We start from the raw sequence: 24050 nt of genomic DNA, 5'->3' as shown, positions 1-24050 counted from the left end.
TTATCTTTAGAAAATTCACATCTACCCCCAGATACGTTCTTTTTCACTTCCAGCAACTTCTACTTCGTTTTCAGACGAATCACCGTAAATGAATAGGCGGGTAGTTGCTGCTTGAAGTTTGCTCCGACTTCGATAGTGTCGGTCACGGGAAGTGGAGTTGATTCCGGTGCACCTGCCAATACTGTCCTTACAGCAGAAGGTTGAACACTGCCTATGCCGGGTAATTGTATTTCTGTCTCCACACTGACAGGCAATAAGTTGACCAGTTTCACAATCACATCTCCGGTCTTGCTATCGCGGACAATGGAGGAACCGATACGAAGCTTCACCCGGTTGTCCTGATTATCAAGAATTATCTGTGAGGGGATATAATGGCTACCTGCATTCTGCCCATATAACTTTTGAACGTAATATCCGGTAGTCGGTTTCACTTCACGGTTATTGAAGTAAATCAAGTCCGGGCTCCATTGGGTATGCTTTTCTTTTGCCAGCAAAGGAGCATAAGAAGTCATGTGTACTACGTCTCCATTACGTTCCAAGGCGGTCAGGTAAAGAGCTTCAGTCAATGCTGTTTCCATATTGGCTTTCCGCCCGGGAATATGAGTGGCATATTCGCCTAGATAAACTTTAGTCTTTTTTGAACGGTCGTATTTATCGTAGAAGTCCTGATTATGCAGAAACCACCCCGGAGACTGATAATAATGTTCGTCTACCATAGGAATGCCTAATTTATCCGCCAACTTCCAACCTTCGACGTAATCGGTACCTTCATTGAAAGGACCAACTGTACCTACAACGATTATTTCAGGGTATTTCTCCTTAATCGCATTGAAAATCATCGTAAAGCGTTCCTCGAAAACATCAGTGATAAGATCCTCATTACCGATACCTATATACTTCAGATTGAAAGGCTTCGGATGTCCGGATTCGGCACGTACCTTTCCCCATTTTGTCTTTCGGGCGTCACCATTCGCCCATTCTATCAAATCTAGAATATCCTGAATATAAGCAGGCATTTCACTCATCGGGATACCGCCTTGTTGTCCGCCTCTCAAATCACCGTGACAAGCAGAGTTCTGACAAGGCACACCGGCAGCAAGCACCGGAAGCGGTTCGGCACCTATATCCTCGCAAAACTGGAAATATTCATAATAACCCAGTCCCATGCTCTGATGATACCCCCAAAGATTGCGGGCAGATTTACGGGCTTCCAACGGGCCAATCGTATTTTTCCATTGATAGATATTCTTCAAACCGTCTCCATGAGCTACACAACCACCGGGGAAACGGACAAAGCGAGGATGTATATCGGCTAGTGTCTGCGCCAAATCGGCACGCAGGCCATTCTTTCTACCTTTGAATGTATTCTGTGGAAAAAGAGAAATCATATCCAATTCGACTTCTCCCACTGATTGCAGTTGAAGTTCCAGATGCGTATCGGCAGCTGTTTTTGCAGTCAATACAGTTTTATAAGTTTTCCATGAACGGGAAGAAACGGTTATCGATGCCTCTCCCTGCACTGTGCCATTGGAATCTATCAAACGTATCTGCAATTTGTTAGATTTATGTCCGGCCGGAATACGTCCAAACAAAGAGAAATCATACTTTTCGCCGGCTTGAAGGGCTATCCCATCAAACCCTGCATTTGTCAGTACAGCTCCCGGCTGTTGTATATTCAACACAGCGTAATGAGGATTATTCGGATGAACGGGATCAGAGGTATTTATTGTGAATGTGGCATTATCTCCCTCCAACTTCCAGGAATGCGTACTGTTCCAATTCTTATCTCCCTCACGGTCGGACGGGTCATATTCAAAATCCCTGTTTTGAATCAGTTCTGCGTATAAGCCACCATCAGCAGAATAGTTAATATCTTCGAAGAATATTCCCAACAGCAAATTACTGATTTCTTTTGTTTCCTCCGGTTGTACCGTAATCGTCGCTTTTACAGGTTTCAGCCCGGCAAAACGCTCTTTATCTTGTACCGGACGTTCTGCATGCAAAAAATTCCGGTATTGGTTCCTTTCATAGTGTTTCGTCAACTTGTCCACCAGTGTCCAAGATACCCGATTAATATTTCCGGTCTGTTCCTGCCCGTCAATAGTTACCTTTACTCTTGTTCCCTCAAAATCAGAGGTTACCTGAGGATATTTCTGACTTTCCCAATAAACCAGGTCTTTCGATTTTGCCTGCCCGTATCCGTCATGCGTATTCAACTTCCATGTGCAGAGCCATCCGCCGTCAGGAAGTTGCTTCAAGAACGGATCGAGCATTTTCTTCTGCGATCCCCAACGGCTATAATCACAACGGAGGTATCCGGTTCCCTGTCCTACTGCGAACCAATGCTTCTGATCCATGCTCCAGGCAAAACGAAGTCCGCTGCGTCCGTCATCCCGGGAAGTTGCATACGAAAATAGAAAAACGGAATCCGGAGTGTTCGCCGCCTCTCCGATTGCAGCTAAAGTAACCTGTTGGAACGACAAAAACAAGACAATTACTAGCAGGAATAATTTTTTCATGGCATAAGTATCATTAAGATTATCAATCATAAAGACAAACTCTTCACTGTTATGAGAAGCACATATTTAGTGTAAAATCACCAATTATTATTCAAAGGCATATCAAGAAACAAGCGAACAAGAACAAATTGTACGCCTTTCCTGTCTTATGTATTATTTTCCAGTCTTAAGGCAGCAATTTGCTCCGGCTTATCATAGGCCGATTGGTTTACCGTAGACCTTATACAAACGTTTCAATTCTTTTTCAGTGATAGGTATCACAGTTCCGTGACGAGGGTGAAAGTCCATACTGACAGCATGATCTATGACTTTAAAATTTTCCAGGTCGGTACTTTCCGTAAACTGGTATTTGCCTTTCATATATACATCGTACATCAGGATATACTTGTCCGAACCTATTAGCGGAAAGATACTCGAACCTTCTACCGCTTCTTTCGTCTGCTGTTTGTATTCCCCTGATTCCGTCCATTGTCCGGAAGTCAGGGAGACGGTAGCCGCTTTCTTGATGCCGTTTCCATCTCCTTCTGTCTTATAAAACAGATGATACAGTCCATCTTTATAGATGATATCTCCGTCGATACATGACTTGCCATTTTTAGGAAGAAACAAGGGCTTCGGCTCACCTTCAAGGTCGGTAAAGTCTTTATTCGCATACGCATAATAAATGATATCTGCGCCATTGCCATGCTTCATTGACCAATATACCATATACTTTCCGGCTTCTTTGTCATAAACGGTCTGTGGAGCCCATACACGTTTCAGGTTTTCCTGGGCAGGATATTTCTTTTGAATATTGACAATATTGGAAGTCCAGTGCACCAGGTCCTTCGATTTCAACAGCACCATGGCACGGTTGGAATCCCAACCGTTTCCGGACACCATGTCGGTGACAACCATATAGAATGTTTTACCGTTCTCACAACGCAAGATATGAGGATCACGTACCCCACCCGTAGAACTAATCACACGGGAATCAAGTACAGGTTGGTTACCATTCAGGGCTTTATAATTATATCCGTCGAGGCTGACTGCCATGCGGATCGCTTCTTCGCTCATCCGGTTCCCGGTAAAGTAGACAAACAAGTAAGCGGATTGCTGGCAGTAACCGGTCAGCACTCCTATAAAAAGGAGTGCTAAAAGGGTAGTATATTTCTTCATATTCATTTAATATTCAGCACTTGGCTGGGAGTAATCAATACTTGAAATCGGCTGGTTTCACATAGACACGATATTCTTTAATCATACCCGGATAATTCTTTTCGGCACGGGGCAGATAACGGAAGCCTGTTACAGTCTCCACCTTACTCAAATCAATCACCAGTTGGTGAGGATACGCCACATTATCTACTGTCATCCAGAAAGTAGATTCCTGTAAATCGAAAATCTTATCGGCTGTACGGTTACCGCTGCGTGTTTCCTCACTATCGGCATAACGAATCTTCCAATGTTCTCGGGATACCGGTTTACCGTCCGCACCCAGAACATCAAATTCTGCAATAGCAGCAATATTGTCATTTGCCTGTGGTGAAAGAGCTTCGAGACAAAAATAACGTCCTTTCACCGGAGTAGTAAAACGTACTTCCTGCCAGCTGTTGCCCGGAGTAAATGCACCTTCGTGTGCAACCTTCTCGCCTGTCAGTTTCAGTTTCTCTCCCTCTTTGCGATGAGTTTCCGGTGCTTTTTCACGAAGCACATCCAAGAGGGGTTTCTTCAGGCCTTTGATAGAAGCTTTGACGGGACCTTTCAAGTCAAGAACAAGAATCTCATTCTCACCTTCTTTCAGCCAACATCCCGGCATAAAGAGAGTCTGCTGAGGACCAATCTCCCAGAAACGTCCCATAGCATGACCGTTCACCCATACCATACCTTTTCCCCAAGTACTCATATCAAGGAAAGTATCACCGACTTTGTCCAGTTTAAAGGTCGTTTTATAGTAAGCAGGCATAGCTGGTAATATTTTCGTATCCTGATAGTTCTTATTCTTAATAAAGGAGTAATCTACAGGGAAGCTGTACACCGTCCAGTTTTTCAGTTCTTTTGACCGGTCGCCGGAAACAAGTTCCACCTTTTCCGTGATTCCCTTCCGGTCGTGAATGGACTTATCAAAGTTTACACGTCCCATAGCCTCTACCAGAATATCCAGTTGCGTCCCTTTCTTCAAAGCAGGCAACACCGTCGTAAACTCACCTTTACGACGATCCAAACGTGTCAACAGTTTACCGTCAGCATAGATTTGTGCCCAATCATGCACTTCGGTAATCTTCAGAGTCGTTCCGGATTTTACAGATTCGGACAATGTCGTCCGATACAGAATTGTTCCCCAACCTTGGTTAAATTGTTCCATAGGTTGAATATCCACCGTTTGTTTTGCTTCCGGCAGATTAGAGAAAAGAGGAGCTATTTTTGTAAAATGAAACTCAGGAATTTCAATGACCGGCAATGCGGCAGGTATTTCAGGCAACGCTTCACCGGCAGGAAGATATGTTTTCAATAAATCGCGAAGCAGGAAATATTTCTCTGTCGTCCAACCGGCTTCACTGATAGGAGCGTCATAATCATAGGAACTGCACATGGCAGAATAAGCAGGATTATTAGCACCTCCCCAATGTCCGAAAGTGGTTCCGCCGTGAGTCATATAAAGACTGAAAGAGATATTACGATCGAGCATATCCTTGATTCCCTGTACCATGTCTTTTGCAGGACGCGTCTCATGTTTTCGTCCCCAATGGTCGAACCAGCCACTCCAGAATTCACTGCACATCAACGGAGTTTCCGGACGAAGTTCTTTCAGTTTCTTGAATTGTTGGTCAATATTGGCACCGGTTCCAAAATTCACTGTCCAGAGCAAATCCTCCAATGCGTTATTTGTGAAGTTACTACTCCAGTCACACTGGAAAAGAGGCACATCCGTAAACCCTGATTCGCGTACCAAATCACGCACGGCAGCTACATAAGGCTTGTCGGTTGCATAAGAGCTGTATTCATTCTCTACCTGCACCATGATGATATTACCACCTTTATTTACTTGCAGTGGCGCCAATTGTTTGCCGACTTCTTTCATAAAGATGCCTACGCGCTCCATATAATAGGGATCGAGGGTACGAAGCGCCACATCTTTTTTCTTCAGCAGCCACCAGGGAAGACCTCCCATTTCCCATTCCGCACACACATAAGGACCGGGACGGACAATGACATACATCCCATGCTTTTGTGCCGCACGACAGAAAGCAGCAATATCGTTCTGACCGGAAAAGTCAAACTTACCTTCTTCCTGTTCATGGATATTCCAAAAGATATAGATACAAATGGTATTCATCCCCAATGTTTTGCACATCTCAATACGATGTTCCCAATAAGCTTGCGGGATACGGGTGTAATGAAGTTCGGCGGCCTTCACCACAAATGGTTCACCGTCCAGCAAAAAGGTATTCTTGCCGGCTTCAAATTTGCGGGCAGTAGTTTGTGCCTGTGCACTACTAAAGATAACGACTGTAAAAAGTACCAGTAAAGCAATCAATCTGTTTCTCATGGTTTATTCAAAATAGAATTTTAATAGTATACGACAAAGGTAGGCGATTCACCTAAATCCGAGGGCATAATTATCATTCAAAAAGGGTTAGAAATAAAGCAAAATAACTACAAACAGGGCCATTTTCATTTATTTTCCCACTACAAAAGCAATATCCAGTATAAGTCCGGCTATCAGTCATAACACCAAAATCAGTTTTCTTTCGTCAACATACTTTCCAGTTCTTCCGCATTCAGGCGAAGATAGAATTGCCCGCGATAGGCGACAGAGATAGCTCCCGTTTCTTCGGAAACAATAATGGCGTGTGCATCCGACTGCTGTGAGATACCCATAGCGGCCCGATGACGCAAGCCGAGTTCTTTAGGTATATTCAAATCGTGAGAAACAGGAAGAATACATCCTGCCGCTTTGATACGTTTCTTGCTGATAACCATTGCCCCGTCATGTAACGGACTATTCTTGAAGAAGATATTTTCAATTAAACGTTGGTTGATTGCCGCATCAATCATTTCACCTGTACGGACGATTTCGTCTAAAGGAACGTTATGCTCAATGACAATCAGTGCACCGACTTTTTGCTTTCCCATGCTCAGACAAGCCATTACCACAGGCATAATATCATCATGTTTCAATACTTCTTTCTTCGCCCCGTTAAAGAGACGGGCCAATGCACTGACATGCCGGTGAGAACCCAAAGTCAGCAAGAAACGGCGTATCTCGTCCTGAAACAGTACGATCAGCGCTATCACGCCCACATTCATCAAAGTATCGAAGATGGAACCCAGCAACTTCATCTCCAAAACCTGAGTCACCACCAACCAGATCAGTATAAAAACCAGAATACCGGTGAATACCTTGATAGAGCCGGAAGCCTTCATCAACTTGTATGTATAATACAGCAAGAAAGCCGCCAACAGAATATCAATAAAATCTTTTATGCCAAATTCAAAAAACATCGTTCTCTGATTTTAATTTTTCAACAATGCGAACCGCTTCCACTGCTTCGCGTACATCATGTACCCGAAGGATGTGAGCGCCTTTCATTAACGCAACGGTATCCAATATAGTTGTCCCGTTCAACGAATCCTGCGGAGTGCCCCCCAACAATTTATAAATCATAGATTTTCGTGAAACTCCTACCAACAAAGGTAATTCGAATATACGGAACTCTTCGAGATGTGCCATTAGTTCATAATTATGCTCCAACGTCTTCCCGAACCCGAATCCTGGGTCGAGTATGATATCCTTCACTCCCAAATCACGAAGCTGCTGAACTTTACGCGCGAAGTAAAGGAAAACGTCCTTTATCAGATTATCATAATGGGGTTCTTTCTGCATATTCTGCGGGGTGCCCTGCATATGCATCATGATATAGGGCACTCCCAGTCCGGCTACTGTCTGAAACATCCGGTCATCCATTTCACCGGCAGCAATATCGTTAATGACAGCAACGCCATACTCGTTTACGCATTGCGCTGCTACATCAGCCCGAAAAGTATCTACGGAAATAATAGCCTCCGGATGATTGCGGTTCAGAATCTCCAGACCGGTGCGTAACCGGTTCATTTCTTCTTCGGCAGAAATATGTTCTGCATTAGGACGCGAAGAATAAGCACCTATATCGATAATAGCAGCGCCTTCATCAATGATTTGTCGGGCCCGGGCAGCAATATCTTCTTCGGTCTGCATCCGGCTACCGGCATAAAAAGAATCGGGAGTTACATTCAGAATACCCATTACCTGCGGAATGGAGAGATCAAGCAACTGCCCTTTTACATTTATATAAATAGGAGACGTAGATTTCATCATTGACAGTATTCCTTTTAGATTGCCCACAAATGTAGAGAAAAAAAGCAAGCAATCGTACTAAAAAGAAGAAATAAACGTATATTTGCAAACAACAGAAGAAACCGAAAACATCATACCATGAGCCAAACAGCCCTATCTTTCACCCGATTTCTTTTTTTATTTTTATTCTTTACCGCTTCTGTAAAAGCCCAGAAAGAAGCTAAAGACTTTAACGTTGACTCTACCCTTTATGCCTATTATCAACGTTGTCAGGAATGCTTATTGCAACCCGTTGTACTTAGCATGTCCGATACCTTGTATCGAATGGCAGAGGAACGGCATGATAAACGGATGCAGGCAGTAGCTATTTCCACCCAACTGGATTATCATTATTTTCAGGCAACAAATGAAGACAGCATTATCTATTATACCAATAAGGTGAAAGACTTCGCCAAAGCAACCCAACAACCCAAGTATTATTATTTCGCATGGTCGAACAGGCTTATTCTATATTATCTGAAAAACGGTAGAACCAATATTGCACTTTATGAAGCGCAAAAGATGCTGAAAGAAGCACAAGAGGAAGACGACAAAACCGGTCTGTCCCGCTGCTATAACATCATGTCGCAGATTTATACAGTCAAAAGACTGGATTCCATGGCTTTCGAATGGCAATTGAAAGAAATAGAACTGACGGAGAAATATGATCTGGAAAACTATAACATCTCGCAAACATACAGCCAGATAAGCAGTTATTACATCAATACCAACCAGCCGGAAAAGGCACTGGAAGCATTGAAAAAGGCGGATGCAACCGCATACTCCCCTACACAAAAAATATCCGTGCAACTGGAATACGTTAATTATTACAGCAAATTCGGAGATATGCAGGCAGCCGAGAAAATACTAAACGAATGTAAAACAGCATTTGATCAGGATAAAAGATTATGGTCGATAAAGAAAAGACTATATAATATAGAATACGTCTATTATCTGCAATCCAAGCAATACCCAAAGGCACTGGAAGCTGCCAAGAAACAGGAAGCGGAGGAATTAAACCTTAGCGAAAGTATACAGAACAGTGTCCATTACCTGACGAAAGGAAAAATATACAGCAATATGGGTAATATGAGCGAAGCAATCAAATACCTGCAAATGTATATCGAAGCAGAGGATTCTTTAAAGATAGCCAATGAACAAATGGCCAGCAGCGAATTTGCCACTCTGCTCGAAGTGGAGAAACTCAATGCCGAAAAAAAGGAATTAATGCTCCAGGCACAGGAAAAGGAGATACGCAATAAGACGACATTAATCATCTCATTAATTGTTTTGTTAGGTATCCTATTCATGTTCTTATACAGAGAGAATTTCCTGAAACGTAAGTTGAAAGTTTCGGAAAGCGAACTTAAAATCAGGAATGAAGAGCTCACTATATCCCGGGAGGAATTGCACAAAGCCAAAGATATAGCCGAAGCAAGCAGCCGGATGAAGACAACGTTTATTGAAAGTATGACACATGAGATTCGTACACCGCTTAATTCGATTGTAGGCTTCTCACAGATTTTAAATGACCATTATAGCAATAGTCCGGAAACTCAGGAATTCGTCAAAATCATAGAGAATAATAGTAATGACCTACTCCGGTTAGTTACCGACGTGCTTGCTCTGTCCGAACTCGACCAATATGACAAGCTACCTACGAATATCACCACAGACGTCAACGCCATCTGCGAACTTGCTTACGAAGTAGCTAAAAATAAGAGCCAGAAAGGAGTTGAAGTATTCTTCAAACCTGAAAGAGAAAGCCTGTTTATACTCAGCAATCAGGAACGTATCTCACAAGTATTGAATAATCTGATGCACAACGCTGCCAAATTCACCTCGCACGGAAGTATCTGTATAGCGTATTCCATATCGGAAGCTGAAAAGAAGATTGAAATCAGTGTCACCGATACAGGAATAGGGATACCCGCAGACAAACAAAATTGCGTATTCGAACGTTTCTATAAAGTAAATTCTTTCACACAAGGGACAGGACTAGGACTTTCTATATCCCGAAGTATTGCAGAAAAACTGGGAGGCAGCCTCCAGATAGATTCTTCTTATACAGACGGATGTCGGATCGTACTAACCCTACCTTTAGTATACGCCTAAGCAAAAAACCGTCCGAAGCCGTATCTAATCCGAAAGAATAGCCTATCTTTGCAACGTTTTAATAGATGTTCAGGTTATGAAACTTTCTGCTATTTACCAGATTTTTCTGGATTGTCAATCAGTAACCACTGATAGCCGGAATTGTCCGGACGGTTCATTGTTTATCGCTCTGAAAGGCGAGTCATTCAATGGCAATGCCTTTGCCGGAAAAGCGTTGGAAGACGGTTGCGCATTTGCTATTATTGACGAGGCCCAATATGCCATAGAGGGTGATCGACGATACATACTCGTAAACGACTGCCTGCAAACATTGCAACAGCTAGCCAACTATCATCGACGTCAACTCGGAACACGGGTTATCGGTATCACCGGAACCAATGGAAAAACAACAACCAAAGAATTAATCTCCGCCGTTCTTTCTCAAACGCATAACATTCTCTATACCCAAGGAAACCTGAACAACCATATCGGAGTGCCAACAACTCTACTCCGGCTGAAACCGGAACATGACCTTGCCGTCATCGAAATGGGTGCCAATCATCAGGGAGAAATCAAATTCCTTTGTGAAATAGCCGAACCGGATTATGGCATTATAACCAATGTCGGTAAAGCTCACTTGGAAGGATTCGGTTCTTTTGAAGGTGTAATCAAGACTAAAGGAGAGCTGTATGACTTCCTCCGCAAGAAAGGAAATTCTACAATCTTTATCCACCATGACAATCCCTATCTGATGAATATAGCCAAAGGATTGAATCTGATTTCTTATGGAAGCGGGGAAGATCTTTATGTCAACGGCTGCATCACAGGGAATTCACCTTATCTCGCTCTCGAATGGAAGGCAGAAAAGAATGGTGAAATCCACCGGATACGGACGCAGTTAATCGGAGAGTATAATTTCCCCAATGCCCTGGCTGCCATTACAATCGGACGGTTCTTCGGGGTGGAAGACCGGAAGATAGACGAAGCGTTGGCCGGATATACACCCCAGAATAATCGTTCACAGCTTAAAGAGACAGCAGACAATACCCTTATCATTGATGCATACAATGCCAATCCTACCAGTATGGCGGCTGCCCTGCAAAACTTTCGGAATATGACAGTTTCTCACAAAATGCTTATATTGGGGGACATGCGCGAACTGGGCACCGAAAGTCTGAACGAACATCAGAAGATTGTTGATTACATAAAAGAGAGCGACTTTGAAAAAGTATGGCTGGTCGGAGAGCAGTTTGCATCTGTCTGTCACTCTTTCAAGACGTATGCAAATGTACAAGAGGTCATAAAGGAACTTGAAACAAATAAGCCTAAAGGCTATACCATTCTCATCAAAGGTTCCAATGGGATCAAACTTAGCTCAACAGTAGAATATTTATAATCACTGTTTCATCATTCTTGGACGCACCACATAATAAGCAACCAGACTTGCGAGCAATGCTCCGGTAGAATTTGCTGCAAAATCCAGCCAGTCTCCTCCACGGTAACTGGTACAGTATTCTTGCAGCAATTCTACACACCCGCTGAACAGCACGGGGCAGAAGAACGCTCCTACCCAAGCATGCCACAACGGTGCCTCGTCCCGGCGATGTGCACGCAAAAATTCCAGCCACAACATACCTGACATACCGAAATACATACAAATATGAACCAGCTTGTCTAAGTTAGGAATCTCACTCAAATCCGTCTTGGGTGGTTTAAAAAATGAAAGATAAATCACAGTCAGGATTATAAAAAGTGAGATCGGATATTTCTTAATATAAGATAGCATATCTAAATAATATTACATATTTCGTGCAAATATAAGTATCATTTTCTATATTTGCACTCTTATAGGTACATTTTATAACGATTTGTAAGATAAAACAAGATTTATGACAAAAAATGATAGAGCGAACTTCGGTAGTAAGTTAGGCGTAATACTTGCTTCCGCCGGCTCGGCAGTAGGACTGGGTAATATCTGGCGGTTTCCCTATGAAACCGGAAATCACGGAGGTGCTGCATTTATATTAATCTATTTAGGGTGTATTCTCCTTTTAGGGCTTCCTATTATGATTGCAGAGTTTCTGATAGGACGCCATTCGCAAGCTAATACGGCAAGGGCTTACCAAAAATTAGCTCCCGGCACACATTGGCGCTGGGTGGGACGTATGGGAGTATTGGCAGGTTTCCTGATTCTCAGTTATTATGCCGTAGTTGCAGGGTGGACGCTGGAATATATTCTCGAAGCTGCCACTAATGGTTTCTCAGGAAAAACCTCCGGAGAATTCATCACCTCGTTCCAACAATTCTCCAGTAATCCCTGGCGACCAGTTATCTGGTTAATAGCCTTCCTGCTGATTACGCACTTCATCATCGTGAAAGGGGTAGAAAAAGGAATCGAGAAATCTTCCAAGATTATGATGCCTACCTTATTTATTATTATAGTTATATTGGTTGTTTGTTCGGTCACTCTACCGGGAGCCGGTGCGGGCATCGAGTTTCTACTGAAACCGGACTTTAGCAAGGTGGACGGAAATGTATTTTTGAGTGCTATGGGCCAAGCCTTCTTCTCTTTAAGCCTGGGAATGGGATGTCTTTGTACGTACGCCTCTTATTTCAGCAAAGAGACCAACCTGACAAAAACGGCTTTCAGTGTAGGAATCATTGATACTTTCGTTGCGATATTAGCCGGATTTATCATCTTCCCGGCCGCTTTCTCCGTAGGCATACAACCTGATTCGGGTCCAAGCCTCATCTTTATCACTCTGCCTAACGTATTCCAACAGGCATTCGGCGGAGTACCTATATTGGCATACATATTCTCTGTGATGTTTTATGCATTGCTGGCAATGGCTGCATTAACCTCCACGATTTCCCTGCATGAGGTAGTAACCGCCTATCTGCACGAGGAATTCAACTTATCCCGTGGAAAAGCAGCAAGACTCGTGACCGGAGGATGCATCTTTTTGGGAATATTCTGTTCACTATCCCTCGGAGTGACGAAAGGATTCACGATTTTCGGTTTGGGAATGTTCGACCTCTTCGACTTTGTTACGGCTAAAATCATGTTGCCGCTCGGCGGGCTCTGTATTTCTCTCTTTACCGGCTGGTATCTTGATAAGAAAATCGTCTGGTCGGAGATTACAAATAACGGTTCAATAGAAATTCCTGTATACAAACTAATCATCTTTATATTAAAATATATCGCCCCAATCGCTATCTCACTGATATTCATCAATGAACTGGGACTAATCAAACTATAATGTGGAAAGACTTTTTTTATTTCACTAAAACCGAACGACAAGGCATTATCGTCCTTGTCGTTCTTATTATAGGGGTATTCTCAATTCCCCGGCTCGTGCAACTATTCTCCACTCCTCAAGAAGTTACTCCTGAAGAAGATGAGAAATTCAAGCTAGAATATGATGAATTCATTTCATCGATCAAAGAAATAAAACCTCAAAGGAAATTCGCAGAAGGGGACCCTCCGAAAAACGATTCCTATTCACCAAAAGAAGTCAGGCTCTCTATATTCGATCCGAACACTGCCGATTCCATTACTTTTATATCATTGGGATTGCCTCCGTGGATAGCTAAAAACATTCTGCGTTACCGCAAGAAACAGGGAAAGTTCCGTCATCCGGAAGATTTCCAAAAGATATACGGGTTGACAGACGAGCAATATCAGACTTTACATCCTTATATCCGTATTACCGAACAGTCCTCAACAAAAGATACCGTCCGACTATTAATGAAACAAAGGATGCCGCAGGATACCCTGTTTAAATATCAGCCCGGCACCGTCATCAACCTGAATGAAGCAGACACGACCGAACTTAAGAAAATTCCAGGTATCGGAAGTGCCATTGCCCGTATGATTGTAAATTACCGGACACAGCTAGGGGGCTTTTATAAAATAGAGCAATTACAGGAGAAACATTTAAAAGCAGAGATGCTCCGACCCTGGTTCTCTATCAACGCAACCCAAATCCGCCGTATTAACATAAATAAGGCAAGTATCGAACGGATGATGCATCATCCGTATATAAACTACTATCAAGCCAAAGTTATTGTGGAATACCGAAAAAAGAAAGGGATCTTGACAAACCTCAAGCAATTATCACTTTACGAGGAATTCAATACAGCAGATTTCGAACGGATTACTCCTTATATTTGTTATGAATAGTTCCTCGTTTGTCACAATAAATAAAAAAAGATGCATTCCTATCACACCAGACAAGAATGCATCACACACAAACAAAACAAACACTCTACTATCATCTTCACAGACTTCCGTAGAGAAGCGACTATAAATATATAGCTAAAAGATAGAACACTTGCAAGGTTCTACCTTTTTGGTATGCATTTTTAGAAGTTGAGTTCTCTTATTAATCTTTTTTAATCATGCCGTCAACCATATGTATCGTTCGGTCGGTGATTTTCGAAAGTCCCTCGTCATGGGTAACAATCACAAAAGTCTGTCCTAAACGCTCCCTCAGGTCAAAGAACAGTTGATGTAAATCTTCTTTATTATGTGTATCCAAACTACCGGAAGGTTCATCCGCCAGTATTACAGCCGGATCATTGATTAAAGCACGCGCCACAGCAACGCGTTGTTTCTCTCCTCCCGACAACTCATTCGGTTTATGGGAAGCACGCTCTGCCAATCCCATAAAATCGAGTATTCTAATAGCATGTTCGTTTGCCTCTTTCGAAGATACTCCTGCGATAAACGCAGGAATCATCACATTCTCCAATGCGGTGAACTCCGGCAGCAATTGATGAAACTGAAAAACGAAACCTATATTCTTATTACGGAATGCAGAGAGTTCTTTTTCTTTCATCCGGCTCACTACAGTTCCGTCAATCTGTACATTACCTGCATCCGGTTCGTCCAACGTTCCCATGATCTGCAACAAGGTAGTCTTACCTGCCCCACTAGGACCTACAATACTGACAATCTCGCCTTTGTTAATTTCCAGATCAATACCTTTCAGGACTTGCAATGAACCGAAGCTTTTTGTTATTCCTTCTAATTTTATCATGATATTTATAATCGTTTAATGACATATTCCGCCAAATAGCAGCCGAACACAGCCGGCATATAGCTCACTGTCCCGCAAGTTGATTTCTTATTCTGTTCATCATCAGTCAGCAATACAGCTTTCGGATCAGCCTGTTCGGTACTGAATACTACCGGAAGTTTACGTTTCATTCCCATTTTCTGCAAACGTTTCCGCACCGCCTTACTTAGTCCACAATGATAAGTATCCCAAAGATCTGCAAAACGGACCTGAGAGATATCGCTCTTTGCTCCCGCTCCCATACTGGACACAATCTTGATATGCCGTTTCATCGCCTCATAAATCAAGAAGCACTTCGGACTGATTGTATCAATTGCGTCTACTATAAAATCATACTTGCCTGCGTCCAATAGTTCCGGTATATTCTCATCTTTCAGATAAACAGGGAGTACCGTCAGTTCAATATCCGGATTGATATCTTTATACCGGGTAGCCAATACTTCCGCTTTCGGCATTCCCAACGTAGAGTGCATGGCAGGTAACTGGCGGTTCATATTCGTAGGCTGCACGGTATCCGCATCTACAATAGTCATTTTGCCAACTCCCGTACGACAAAGCATTTCGGCAGCATAAGCGCCCACTCCGCCTAATCCCACAACCAATACGTGTGCCTTCCGGATGCGATTCATCTTTTCTTCTCCTAACAGGAGTTCCGTTCTTTGTTGCCAGTCGTTTTTTTCCATTAGCTTTTCTTTAACCATTTATAGAACCATTTACCCACTTTCTCATAATGTTGTGATTCATTATGACCGCGCGGATCAGAGAAAGACACAATTTCCTGCGGATCTCCGAATTGGTCGGGATACAGGATAATCAAACTATTGTTTGAGAAATATTTTCCTAGCTGCGCCGGAAGACGTTCGAAAGAGGTGTCATAAGAGATAGAACCGCGACGGGCTGAGATTACCACCAGCAAATGATCATAGTTCACTTGCCCTGTTAATAACAAAAGGTCTTCCCATTCTTCCAACAAGGAAAATTCAGTCGGAGTTCCTGCATATTTTTTCTTTACCAGTTGCTGAAGACGCATCAGCGTACGTTCATTGGAAAAGAAATGCACGCGACATCCCAGAATACTTCCCATACGGCAGAAATGTTCCACCCATTTTGAGAACCCGGTTTCATATTCCGCCTTTGGTGGCACGGCAATATTTATCCGGCGCAAAGTATTAACCGGCATCAGAAACTTAGCGATCATCACCTCGCGATGTGTACCTTTCAAAAGGCTTTCCGCCAAATTCCCGAAAAAGGTATCAACAATATTCGCTTTCCGATGCAGACCGATTACTACATCCGTAGCTTCATATTCTTTAATCGTGTGGATAATTCCCGAAGCGATGTTCAGGTCATAACGGCTGACCATATTTACAGGAACATCGGCAGCAGCGGCAATCATTGCCGCTTTTTCCAAATTTCGCTTTCCTTGCAGTTCTTTCTTCTCCGAACTGTTACTATCATTAATAACGTTTAATGCGATTAAACCATTCTTCTGTTTGGCGTCTTTTATCACTAAAGCCAGATTTATCAAATCCTCAATTGTATCCGGGTTAGCCACGGGAATCAATATCTGTTCGGTACTTTTCTTTGCACCTTGTTCCTCTGATTGCAATTCCTCATTCATAGCGAAACGGCGGGCGGAACGTTCTGTTACCAAAGAACTGATTACACAAGTAAAAAGAATCATCACCACCGTACCGTTCAACACATCATCATTCAGCAAACGCTCCCCATTCTCCATAATAATTTCGTGACCGATCAATACCGCTGCAAGCGTAGCTGCTGCCTGAGCATTACTAAGTCCGAATATCATACTCCGTTCATTCGGTTGCATACGGTAAATCTTCTGCGTGATCCATGCAGCCAGCCATTTACTAAAAGTAGCTACCACTGTCATAACGACAGCAACTTTCAATGCCTCGCCTCCGGTAAACAGGCTTCGTACATCAATAATCATTCCTACACCAATCAGGAAGTAAGGAATAAACAGTGCATTTCCTACAAATTCCAACCGATTCATCAAGGGAGATACATGAGGAATCAGACGGTTCAAGACCAATCCGGCAAGGAAAGCTCCCAAAATGCCTTCCATTCCTACAAACTCCATTAATCCACCACCGAGAAAGACCATCGCCAGCACAAATACAAATTGCATCACGCTATCATCGTACTTCCGGAAAAACCAACGGCCGATACGAGGAAAGAAGAAAACAATCAGAAATCCGAGAAAAGCAACTTTTGCCACAAGAAATCCCCAGAACCAACCGTCAACAGTTCCTTTGAACATACCGCCTATGACGGCAAGGATTATCAAAGCAAGAGTAACGGTAACAGCCGTACCACCAATCGTAATATTGACACTGCGCAAACGCGACAATCCATAACGACTGATAATAGGATAAGCTATCAACGTATGAGAAGCATACATACTAGCCAGTAACACAGCGGTAAGGAAACCATAACCCAACACACTCATACTACTCCAGATACCCAATCCCATTGGAATAAGAAAAGTGAGCCAACCGAACACAATGCTTTTCGTCCGGTTCTTCTTGAAGTCTTCCATGTCCATTTCGAGTCCGGCAAGGAACATGATATAATATAGTCCTACTTTACCGAAGAGTTCGAAGCTGCTGTCACGATCGAGCACGTGAAAGCCATGTTCACCTATCAGTACTCCCGCCAGAATCATGCCAATAATATGAGGTATATGAAGGCGTCCCAAAATCATCGGAGCAAAAAGAATGATAATCAATACCAAAAAGAATACCCAGGTCGGATCGGTTATCGGTAAAGTCAAATTAAAATCAAACAAGTTCATAGGCTGTGGCTTTAGGAATTCAATGCAAAGGAACAAAAAAGTTCGCATACCACCAATAAGTTACAAGGTTTGAGTCGTGAGTTTTAGGTTATTTCAATACAGGTTCTATCAGTTACTGCTAAAAACTCATAGTCTTATAACTTTTTTCTCACCCGAAATACTGATTATATGGCAAAATGTTATAATTTTGCAGCCAAATATCTTCTATTCGACAGTGTAAGAAGATAAATACAATATTCACAATTTAACAAAAGAAAAAGATGAAAGTAGCTATTGTTGGCGTAAGCGGAGCCGTGGGACAGGAATTCCTGCGCGTGCTCGATGAGAGAAACTTCCCGTTGGACGAGTTAGTTTTGTTCGGTTCTAAACGTAGTGCCGGAACAATTTATACTTTCCGCGGTAAACAGATCGAGGTGAAACTCTTACAACACAACGATGACTTTAAAGGGGTAGACATTGCTTTCACTTCTGCCGGAGCAGGAACATCCAAGGAATTCGAAAAAACAATCACCAAGTATGGTGCTGTGATGATCGATAACTCCAGTGCATTCCGTATGGATGCCGATGTACCTTTGGTAGTGCCTGAAGTAAATGCCGAAGACGCATTGGAACGTCCTCGCGGCGTCATCGCCAACCCGAACTGTACGACTATCCAAATGGTAGTTGCACTAAAAGCCATCGAACAGCTTTCTCATATAAAAACCGTGCACGTGTCTACCTATCAGGCAGCAAGTGGTGCGGGTGCTGCTGCCATGGACGAATTGTATGAACAATATCGCCAAGTATTGGCTAACGAACCTGTTACCGTGGAAAAATTCGCGTATCAGTTGGCATTCAACCTGATTCCTCAGATTGACGTCTTCACCGAAAATGGTTACACCAAAGAAGAAATGAAGATGTTCAACGAAACACGCAAAATCATGCACTCCGATATCAAAGTCAGTGCTACTTGCGTACGTGTTCCTGCATTACGTGCTCACTCTGAAAGCATTTGGGTAGAAACAGAACGTCCGATTTCCGTAGAAGAAGCCCGCGAAGCATTCGCCAAGGGCGAAGGATTGGTTCTTCAGGACAATCCGGCAGAAAAGGAATATCCGATGCCGTTGTTCCTTGCAGGTAAAGATCCGGTTTACGTAGGACGTATCCGTAAAGACCTGACGAACGAAAACGGACTGACTTTCTGGATTGTAGGTGACCAGATCAAGAAAGGTGCGGCATTGAACGCAGTACAGATAGCTGAGTATCTGATTAAAGTAAAAAACGTATAAGAAGGCATAAAGCCTAAGGATATCCAAATGATCGACTTAGGGATATTCCTAAAATAAGAAAATGCAAGGCAACTAATTCGCTATGAATTAGTTGCCTTTTTACATCTTTAAGCATTCCCTCGAAAATACAATTGACGACGAAAACGGGAGTAACTTACTGTTTTTCTTATTATTACACACCATTTTTTAATATTAGTATTCTATTTCACAGTATGAGCCCACACAAAAGGAATATAATTGAACCTTTTTCCTTTTTCCGTTATATTAAAGACTATTTCCTTTTTCAACTTTATTTCCATTTCTTGATAAACAGAAACCGGTACTGTTGCAAGCATACTAACAGCCGGAAAACGATATTCTACATCACGTATTATTCCTGTGTTAGTATCAACACGCAGTATTATTATAAATTTGCAACCTTGTACCCGCGTTCTCTCCTCTTCAGAAAAAGATTCATTCAAAATAGACAAACATTTTCCCCATAACTGACTATCATCTACAAAGTTTGCCTCTTTTCTTTCAGCATCAGTCATTTCTGCGCCCGTTTCTTTATTGACAGCTTCAACTTCTGTAAACTTATTACTTTTACTATATAGCCTTACAGACTTGGATTCTTGTGTTACATCACAAACATAACGCTGAGCATAAAACACCTGAGTAGTATCATAATAAAATGTTTGTGCATACATATCAACTAGCACAAATAACAAACTAACTAGGACTATTACTTTTTTTCTCATATCAACAATTTTTAGCTATTTCTCTTAAATTTTCAAAATCAAATTCCACACCACGACTATTGTCATATGGATAATCTTTATAGGCATCAGTTTTTCTAAAAACATTTACAATATTATTTTCAATAAGACCATTCACATATTCCGGTGACATATCAGGTAGTAATCTCCTTTTATTGTTAATATATGTACTTAACATCTGTATCGCTATGCCTCGATTGTCTGCATGCTCAGCCGCAAACGACCATCCTGGAGCATCATCCTCACTCTTTAATAAATAACAGTATTGCGCAAAATGTGCCTCAATTTCATGATTCATTTTCGCATTACAGAATGAAGTGATGTTCTTCTCCTTTCGATACTGGTACGCATGAAACAATTTATGAAAAAGTTCGTTGCTCTCCAACTTTGAATTTATTCTAAGAAGATTGTTTTGTGGATAATATGCCGTATCTATCTAAAAATGTATATCAAAAGTAGTAAATAATAATATTAAAGACAAGATATATATAGTTTTTCTCGAAATCAATTAAGCAAATAAATTAACGTAACCATTGCATTCCTGCTTCTCTGGCAGTTACCGTGGCGCTACACAATTTCTTTGTCGTAAAGCCGGAGAAGATTTCCTTTACGCTATGCAGTTCCGTGATCGGTGACTTCGTCATGATGGAGCAAGAGGAAGAGAAAGGAACCGTACGCTGTGACCTCACCGGAAATATTTATTCGGAAACAGTATTCGCCAGTATCCTGTCCATGTTTTATTTCCGCCGGTTGATGTCCGACGAGCGTTTTCCGGACACTCTCAACGGAGTAACCGTTACTCCCAAGATAGTACAGACGGAGAACTTCAACTTCCGAAATGTCCCTACCGATATAAATACCCCATCTATCAGGCTGTACCCTCTGTTGGAGTCCATGTTCGGACGCGTAGACTTGAAAATGCCCGGCATAACATTCACTTCCTATACGGATAAATATGTAATGCCCCGCTTCAAACAGTCTTTTAATGTTACCTATAAATAAAATGAATCAGAGATTACCGGAAGCCTATAAAACAGAATGGCCCCCGGCAGTCCTTGATTATTATTTCTAAATTCCACTTAAAACAATAGACGATTTTTTTTCTTTATTCAACAGAAAGCCATACCTTTGTCCCCGTAATCATAAGATAAGCCGCAATTGTCTCTGCGTTATTCACAAACAAATACGGTTAAATAAAATGACTTTATACAAAACCGTATGAGAATTTGTAAGACTTTCACGTTTCTAAGTATCTTTATTGTCTTATTCTATAATTGTTCGCTTCCCGCCGACGATGAAGATGAGGGAAATCCAGAAGAAGATAATACTACATCCGAACTGCCCTGGGAAGGAGAAACAGATAAATTCACAATCAACTCTAAAGAAGGACTGCGCCTGAACGATCCGCAAGAAAATGCAGGAACCGCTTATGTCACTATACCTTCCAACTCCGTAAAGAATACCCGTTGGGAGTTCGGAGTTCGCCTTACATTCAATCCTTCCGCCAACAATTATGCTCGATTTTACCTGACTTCTTCTTCAAATGTACTCTCCGGCAACGTAAACGGTTACTATATCCAAATAGGAGGAGCCAAAGACAACGTTGCCCTTTACCGGCAGAACGGAGAACAACCCAAGCTGTTGGCTTCGGGAAGGGAAGTGATGAAAGGAAACAACTCACCCAAGTTATACATAAAAGTGGAATGTGATAACAATGGTTACTGGACTTTCTGGACACGACTGGAATCAGAAAATGAATACACCAAAGAAAAGCAAGTAAAAGACAACAGCATTCTGACTTCTCTTTATTGTGGAATATACTGTATTTATACCAAGACACGTTGTAAAGGTTTCACATTCCACCATATACAATTGTCCAATGATGTGGAGACTACTACCAAACCTACTGAAACACCTGATGAGCCAGATAAACCTGATGTTCCCGAAGATCCGGTTCTGCCTGATTATCCGGAAGAAGTCAAGGATATATTATCATTCAACGAAATCATGTATGACAATGCAACAGACGGTGCGGAATACATAGAGTTTTATAATCCGGGTAACAACGGTATTTCTATTCCGGCATTAAAACTTCTAAGATATATCGACACAGATAACGGCTCAACAGAAACCAAGACAACGGTAGTCTTGAAACACCCGGACAACAATCAAAACATCTGCATTTCTTCCCACGGATATATATGCCTGACCAAATCTGCCGCCGCACTTAGAAAAAAGCATAAAGTAAACGGAGAAACCATTATAGAGATTCCCAACTTCCCGAAGTTGACTAATGAAGACAGCCACTTGGCTATAATGACTAACGAAGAAAATCCCCGAATGATCGACAAGTGCAGCTATCTTGAGTCAATGCATAGTTCCGGTAACAAAAGGAACCAAGGTATCTCTCTCGAAAAGAAATCACCGGACTTAGTATCTTCAAAGCAAGCTAACTGGCATTCTTCCAAAGACCCGACAGGAGGAACACCCGGAATAAAGAATACACAAGAATAATCAGGGTTTCTATGATAAATGTCTATATTCAATCCTCCAAACAGAGTCTAAATAAAGAGCGAAATGAGAAACCTCAATTTTTACAATCCAAAAATATTACCACAATTACAAACTAATCCCTATCTTTGCAGCAAAGCCAATAAATGTAAAGTATAAAACAACATCTAATCACATATATATCATGAAAAAGCAACACTTGATAATTATTCTTTTATTCAGTTTTCTATTAGCCGCCGTTCCGGCTGTACAAGCACAAAAGAAAGTTCTACCTGCAGAACTGGAAGTTGAACTCAAATATGGCGCCGACCGTCTCGGTAAAAGACAGGACCCTGCTATGCAGAAGTTTCGCGAGAACCGTTTGGGTGCATTCATTCACTGGGGGTTATATGCCATTCCCGGCGGTGAATGGAACAATAAAACATACCACGGCGCTGCCGAATGGTTGAAAGCGTGGGCCAAAGTTCCGACTACGGACTGGCTGGAACTTATGAAACAATGGAACCCCCAACAGTTTGATGCCAAGAAATGGGCTAAAATGGCCAAAGAAATGGGAGTAAAATATGTAAAGATAACCACCAAACACCATGAAGGCTTTTGCCTGTGGCCCAGCAAATATACAGAGTATACGGTAGCTAATACCCCTTACAAGAAAGATATCTTGGGAGAATTGGTAAAGGCTTATAATGCAGTCGGCATCGACGTACATTTCTATTTCTCCGTGTTGGACTGGAGTCATCCGGACTGGCGAAGCAGTATCAAGACCCAGGAAGATAGCATCGCTTTCCAAAGATTCCTGACATTTACCGACAATCAGTTGAAAGAACTGGCAACCCGCTACCCTACTGTCAAGGATTTCTGGTTTGACGGAACATGGGACGCAAGTATCAAGCAAAACGGTTGGTGGACAGCACACGTGGAACGTATGCTGAAAGAAATGCTTCCCGGTGTAACTATCAACAGCCGATTGCGGGCCGATGATTACGGGAAACGCCATTTCGACAGCAACGGACATCTCATGGGGGACTATGAATCGGCTTACGAGCGCCGCCTGCCTGATCCCGTAAAAGACTTACACGTAACAAAATGGGATTGGGAAGCCTGTATGACTATTCCCGAAAACCAATGGGGATACCACAAAGACTGGTCACTGAGCTATGTGAAAAATCCGACTGAGGTATTGGCACGTATTGTACACGCCGTATCTATGGGTGGAAATATGGTAGTCAACTTCGGCCCTCAGCCCGATGGAGACTTCCGCCCGGAAGAGAAAAAGATAGCCGATTTCATCGGTAAATGGATGAAGAAAAACAGCGAATGTATCTATGGTTGCGATTATGCCGGCTGGGAGAAACAAGATTGGGGATATTATACCCGCAAAAGCAATCAAGTCTATATGGTCGTATTCAACCCTCCCTATTCCGGACAGCTCACAGTTAAAACTCCCAAAGGGATAACTATCACCACCGCAAAGACATTGACGGGTGAACAAACCCAGGTAACAGAAACCACTCGCAATGAATATAATGTCAGCCTGCCTAAAAATATGCCGCAGGAGCCGTTTGTTATTAAGTTGGAAGTAAAAGATGCACAAAAAACGCAGGATAAGTACCGGGAAGCGCTTACATAAGTGCGAAACGAATCG

At 42.3% G+C, this 24050-nt stretch carries 18 protein-coding genes and 1 pseudogene; 8 read left to right on the top strand and 11 right to left on the bottom strand.

What is annotated here, in order from left to right:
* Window positions 1-59: 59 nt before the first annotated feature.
* The 5 genes from CGC64_RS05270 to folP form a co-directional block, all read right to left on the bottom strand.
* The gene (locus tag CGC64_RS05270) at window positions 60-2519 is read right to left on the bottom strand and encodes an alpha-L-arabinofuranosidase C-terminal domain-containing protein (RefSeq protein ID WP_032855471.1); all 2460 of its coding nucleotides are present in this window, start codon (window positions 2517-2519) and stop codon (window positions 60-62) included.
* Between the two features lie 192 nt (window positions 2520-2711).
* Complete coding sequence (locus tag CGC64_RS05265) at window positions 2712-3683, bottom strand: glycoside hydrolase family 43 protein (RefSeq protein ID WP_005678951.1); 972 nt, start codon at window positions 3681-3683, stop codon at window positions 2712-2714.
* A gap of 28 nt (window positions 3684-3711) precedes the next feature.
* Window positions 3712-6048, bottom strand: a complete 2337-nt coding sequence (locus tag CGC64_RS05260; protein WP_005678950.1) for a beta-galactosidase — start codon at window positions 6046-6048, stop codon at window positions 3712-3714.
* Window positions 6049-6239: 191 nt separating this feature from the next.
* The gene (cdaA, locus tag CGC64_RS05255) at window positions 6240-7004 is read right to left on the bottom strand and encodes a diadenylate cyclase CdaA (RefSeq protein ID WP_005678948.1); all 765 of its coding nucleotides are present in this window, start codon (window positions 7002-7004) and stop codon (window positions 6240-6242) included.
* Window positions 6994-7857, bottom strand: coding sequence for a dihydropteroate synthase (gene folP, locus CGC64_RS05250; protein ID WP_005678947.1), 864 nt, complete (start codon window positions 7855-7857; stop codon window positions 6994-6996). The genes cdaA and folP overlap by 11 nt, the downstream gene beginning before the upstream one ends.
* 117 nt (window positions 7858-7974) lie before the next feature.
* Here folP and CGC64_RS05245 point away from each other — a divergent pair, with 117 nt between their 5' ends.
* Window positions 7975-9990: a tetratricopeptide repeat-containing sensor histidine kinase gene (locus CGC64_RS05245; RefSeq protein WP_005678946.1), complete on the top strand. Its 2016-nt coding sequence runs from the start codon at window positions 7975-7977 to the stop codon at window positions 9988-9990.
* Between the two features lie 76 nt (window positions 9991-10066).
* Complete coding sequence (locus tag CGC64_RS05240) at window positions 10067-11365, top strand: UDP-N-acetylmuramoyl-tripeptide--D-alanyl-D-alanine ligase (RefSeq protein WP_005678945.1); 1299 nt, start codon at window positions 10067-10069, stop codon at window positions 11363-11365.
* On the opposite strand, the gene CGC64_RS05235 is transcribed toward CGC64_RS05240, so the two are convergent.
* Window positions 11366-11755, bottom strand: coding sequence for a VanZ family protein (locus CGC64_RS05235; protein ID WP_005678944.1), 390 nt, complete (start codon window positions 11753-11755; stop codon window positions 11366-11368).
* Window positions 11756-11858: 103 nt separating this feature from the next.
* Here CGC64_RS05235 and CGC64_RS05230 point away from each other — a divergent pair, with 103 nt between their 5' ends.
* A complete protein-coding gene (locus tag CGC64_RS05230) occupies window positions 11859-13229 on the top strand; it encodes a sodium-dependent transporter (protein ID WP_005678943.1) in 1371 nt (456 codons plus the stop codon).
* A complete protein-coding gene (locus CGC64_RS05225) occupies window positions 13229-14152 on the top strand; it encodes a helix-hairpin-helix domain-containing protein (protein WP_005678942.1) in 924 nt (307 codons plus the stop codon). The genes CGC64_RS05230 and CGC64_RS05225 overlap by 1 nt, the downstream gene beginning before the upstream one ends.
* Before the next feature lie 202 nt (window positions 14153-14354).
* Here the strand turns inward: CGC64_RS05225 and CGC64_RS05220 are convergent, their stop codons facing one another.
* The 3 genes from CGC64_RS05220 to CGC64_RS05210 are packed head-to-tail and all read right to left on the bottom strand — an operon-like array spanning window position 14355 to window position 17868.
* Window positions 14355-15011 carry an ABC transporter ATP-binding protein gene (locus tag CGC64_RS05220; RefSeq protein ID WP_005678941.1) on the bottom strand — a complete coding sequence of 219 codons (657 nt, stop codon included), beginning with the start codon at window positions 15009-15011 and terminating at the stop codon, window positions 14355-14357.
* A 5-nt stretch (window positions 15012-15016) separates the two neighbouring features.
* Window positions 15017-15751, bottom strand: a complete 735-nt coding sequence (locus tag CGC64_RS05215) for a tRNA threonylcarbamoyladenosine dehydratase (protein ID WP_005682232.1) — start codon at window positions 15749-15751, stop codon at window positions 15017-15019.
* Window positions 15733-17868: a cation:proton antiporter gene (locus tag CGC64_RS05210; protein ID WP_005682233.1), complete on the bottom strand. Its 2136-nt coding sequence runs from the start codon at window positions 17866-17868 to the stop codon at window positions 15733-15735. Before CGC64_RS05210 ends, CGC64_RS05215 begins: the two co-directional genes overlap by 19 nt.
* A 260-nt stretch (window positions 17869-18128) precedes the next feature.
* On the opposite strand from CGC64_RS05210, the gene CGC64_RS05205 reads away from it, so the two are divergent.
* Window positions 18129-19136 (top strand): aspartate-semialdehyde dehydrogenase, encoded by a 1008-nt coding sequence (locus tag CGC64_RS05205; RefSeq protein WP_005678936.1) that lies wholly within the window; start codon window positions 18129-18131, stop codon window positions 19134-19136.
* A 200-nt stretch (window positions 19137-19336) separates the two neighbouring features.
* On the opposite strand, the gene CGC64_RS05200 is transcribed toward CGC64_RS05205, so the two are convergent.
* Window positions 19337-19876 (bottom strand): DUF5043 domain-containing protein, encoded by a 540-nt coding sequence (locus CGC64_RS05200; RefSeq protein ID WP_005678934.1) that lies wholly within the window; start codon window positions 19874-19876, stop codon window positions 19337-19339.
* A gap of 1 nt (window position 19877) precedes the next feature.
* On the bottom strand, window positions 19878-20192 hold the full coding sequence (locus CGC64_RS05195; protein ID WP_005678933.1) for a hypothetical protein: 315 nt from the start codon (window positions 20190-20192) through the stop codon (window positions 19878-19880).
* Window positions 20193-20414: 222 nt separating this feature from the next.
* Here CGC64_RS05195 and CGC64_RS05190 point away from each other — a divergent pair.
* The 3 genes and pseudogenes from CGC64_RS05190 to CGC64_RS05180 all read left to right on the top strand — a co-directional run.
* A pseudogene (locus tag CGC64_RS05190) lies at window positions 20415-20830 on the top strand (DUF4857 domain-containing protein); the annotation flags it as partial.
* A gap of 282 nt (window positions 20831-21112) precedes the next feature.
* Window positions 21113-22408 (top strand): lamin tail domain-containing protein, encoded by a 1296-nt coding sequence (locus CGC64_RS05185; protein ID WP_005678931.1) that lies wholly within the window; start codon window positions 21113-21115, stop codon window positions 22406-22408.
* Between the two features lie 181 nt (window positions 22409-22589).
* Complete coding sequence (locus CGC64_RS05180; protein ID WP_005678930.1) at window positions 22590-24035, top strand: alpha-L-fucosidase; 1446 nt, start codon at window positions 22590-22592, stop codon at window positions 24033-24035.
* The last annotated feature ends 15 nt before the right edge of the window (window positions 24036-24050 follow it).

The sequence above is a fragment of the Bacteroides caccae genome, assembly GCF_002222615.2.
Classification (GTDB): Bacteria; Bacteroidota; Bacteroidia; order Bacteroidales; family Bacteroidaceae; genus Bacteroides; species Bacteroides caccae.
Note: the sequence above shows the minus strand (reverse complement) of the source record. Positions and strands in the feature narration are given on the sequence as shown.

Bases quoted from the DNA above. Each gene is read 5' to 3' on its own strand.
- CGC64_RS05225 (WP_005678942.1), top strand. From the start codon at position 13,229: ATGTGGAAAGACTTTTTTTATTTCACTAAAACCGAACGACAAGGCATT.
- folP (WP_005678947.1), bottom strand. From the start codon at position 7,857: ATGATGAAATCTACGTCTCCTATTTATATAAATGTAAAAGGGCAGTTG.
- CGC64_RS05260 (WP_005678950.1), bottom strand. From the start codon at position 6,048: ATGAGAAACAGATTGATTGCTTTACTGGTACTTTTTACAGTCGTTATC.
- CGC64_RS05270 (WP_032855471.1), bottom strand. From the start codon at position 2,519: ATGAAAAAATTATTCCTGCTAGTAATTGTCTTGTTTTTGTCGTTCCAA.
- CGC64_RS05185 (WP_005678931.1), top strand. From the start codon at position 21,113: ATGAGAATTTGTAAGACTTTCACGTTTCTAAGTATCTTTATTGTCTTA.
- CGC64_RS05215 (WP_005682232.1), bottom strand. From the start codon at position 15,751: ATGGTTAAAGAAAAGCTAATGGAAAAAAACGACTGGCAACAAAGAACG.
- CGC64_RS05200 (WP_005678934.1), bottom strand. From the start codon at position 19,876: ATGAGAAAAAAAGTAATAGTCCTAGTTAGTTTGTTATTTGTGCTAGTT.
- CGC64_RS05195 (WP_005678933.1), bottom strand. From the start codon at position 20,192: ATGAATCATGAAATTGAGGCACATTTTGCGCAATACTGTTATTTATTA.
- CGC64_RS05180 (WP_005678930.1), top strand. From the start codon at position 22,590: ATGAAAAAGCAACACTTGATAATTATTCTTTTATTCAGTTTTCTATTA.
- CGC64_RS05220 (WP_005678941.1), bottom strand. From the start codon at position 15,011: ATGATAAAATTAGAAGGAATAACAAAAAGCTTCGGTTCATTGCAAGTC.
- CGC64_RS05265 (WP_005678951.1), bottom strand. From the start codon at position 3,683: ATGAATATGAAGAAATATACTACCCTTTTAGCACTCCTTTTTATAGGA.
- cdaA (WP_005678948.1), bottom strand. From the start codon at position 7,004: ATGTTTTTTGAATTTGGCATAAAAGATTTTATTGATATTCTGTTGGCG.
- CGC64_RS05235 (WP_005678944.1), bottom strand. From the start codon at position 11,755: ATGCTATCTTATATTAAGAAATATCCGATCTCACTTTTTATAATCCTG.
- CGC64_RS05205 (WP_005678936.1), top strand. From the start codon at position 18,129: ATGAAAGTAGCTATTGTTGGCGTAAGCGGAGCCGTGGGACAGGAATTC.
- CGC64_RS05245 (WP_005678946.1), top strand. From the start codon at position 7,975: ATGAGCCAAACAGCCCTATCTTTCACCCGATTTCTTTTTTTATTTTTA.
- CGC64_RS05240 (WP_005678945.1), top strand. From the start codon at position 10,067: ATGAAACTTTCTGCTATTTACCAGATTTTTCTGGATTGTCAATCAGTA.
- CGC64_RS05210 (WP_005682233.1), bottom strand. From the start codon at position 17,868: ATGAACTTGTTTGATTTTAATTTGACTTTACCGATAACCGATCCGACC.
- CGC64_RS05230 (WP_005678943.1), top strand. From the start codon at position 11,859: ATGACAAAAAATGATAGAGCGAACTTCGGTAGTAAGTTAGGCGTAATA.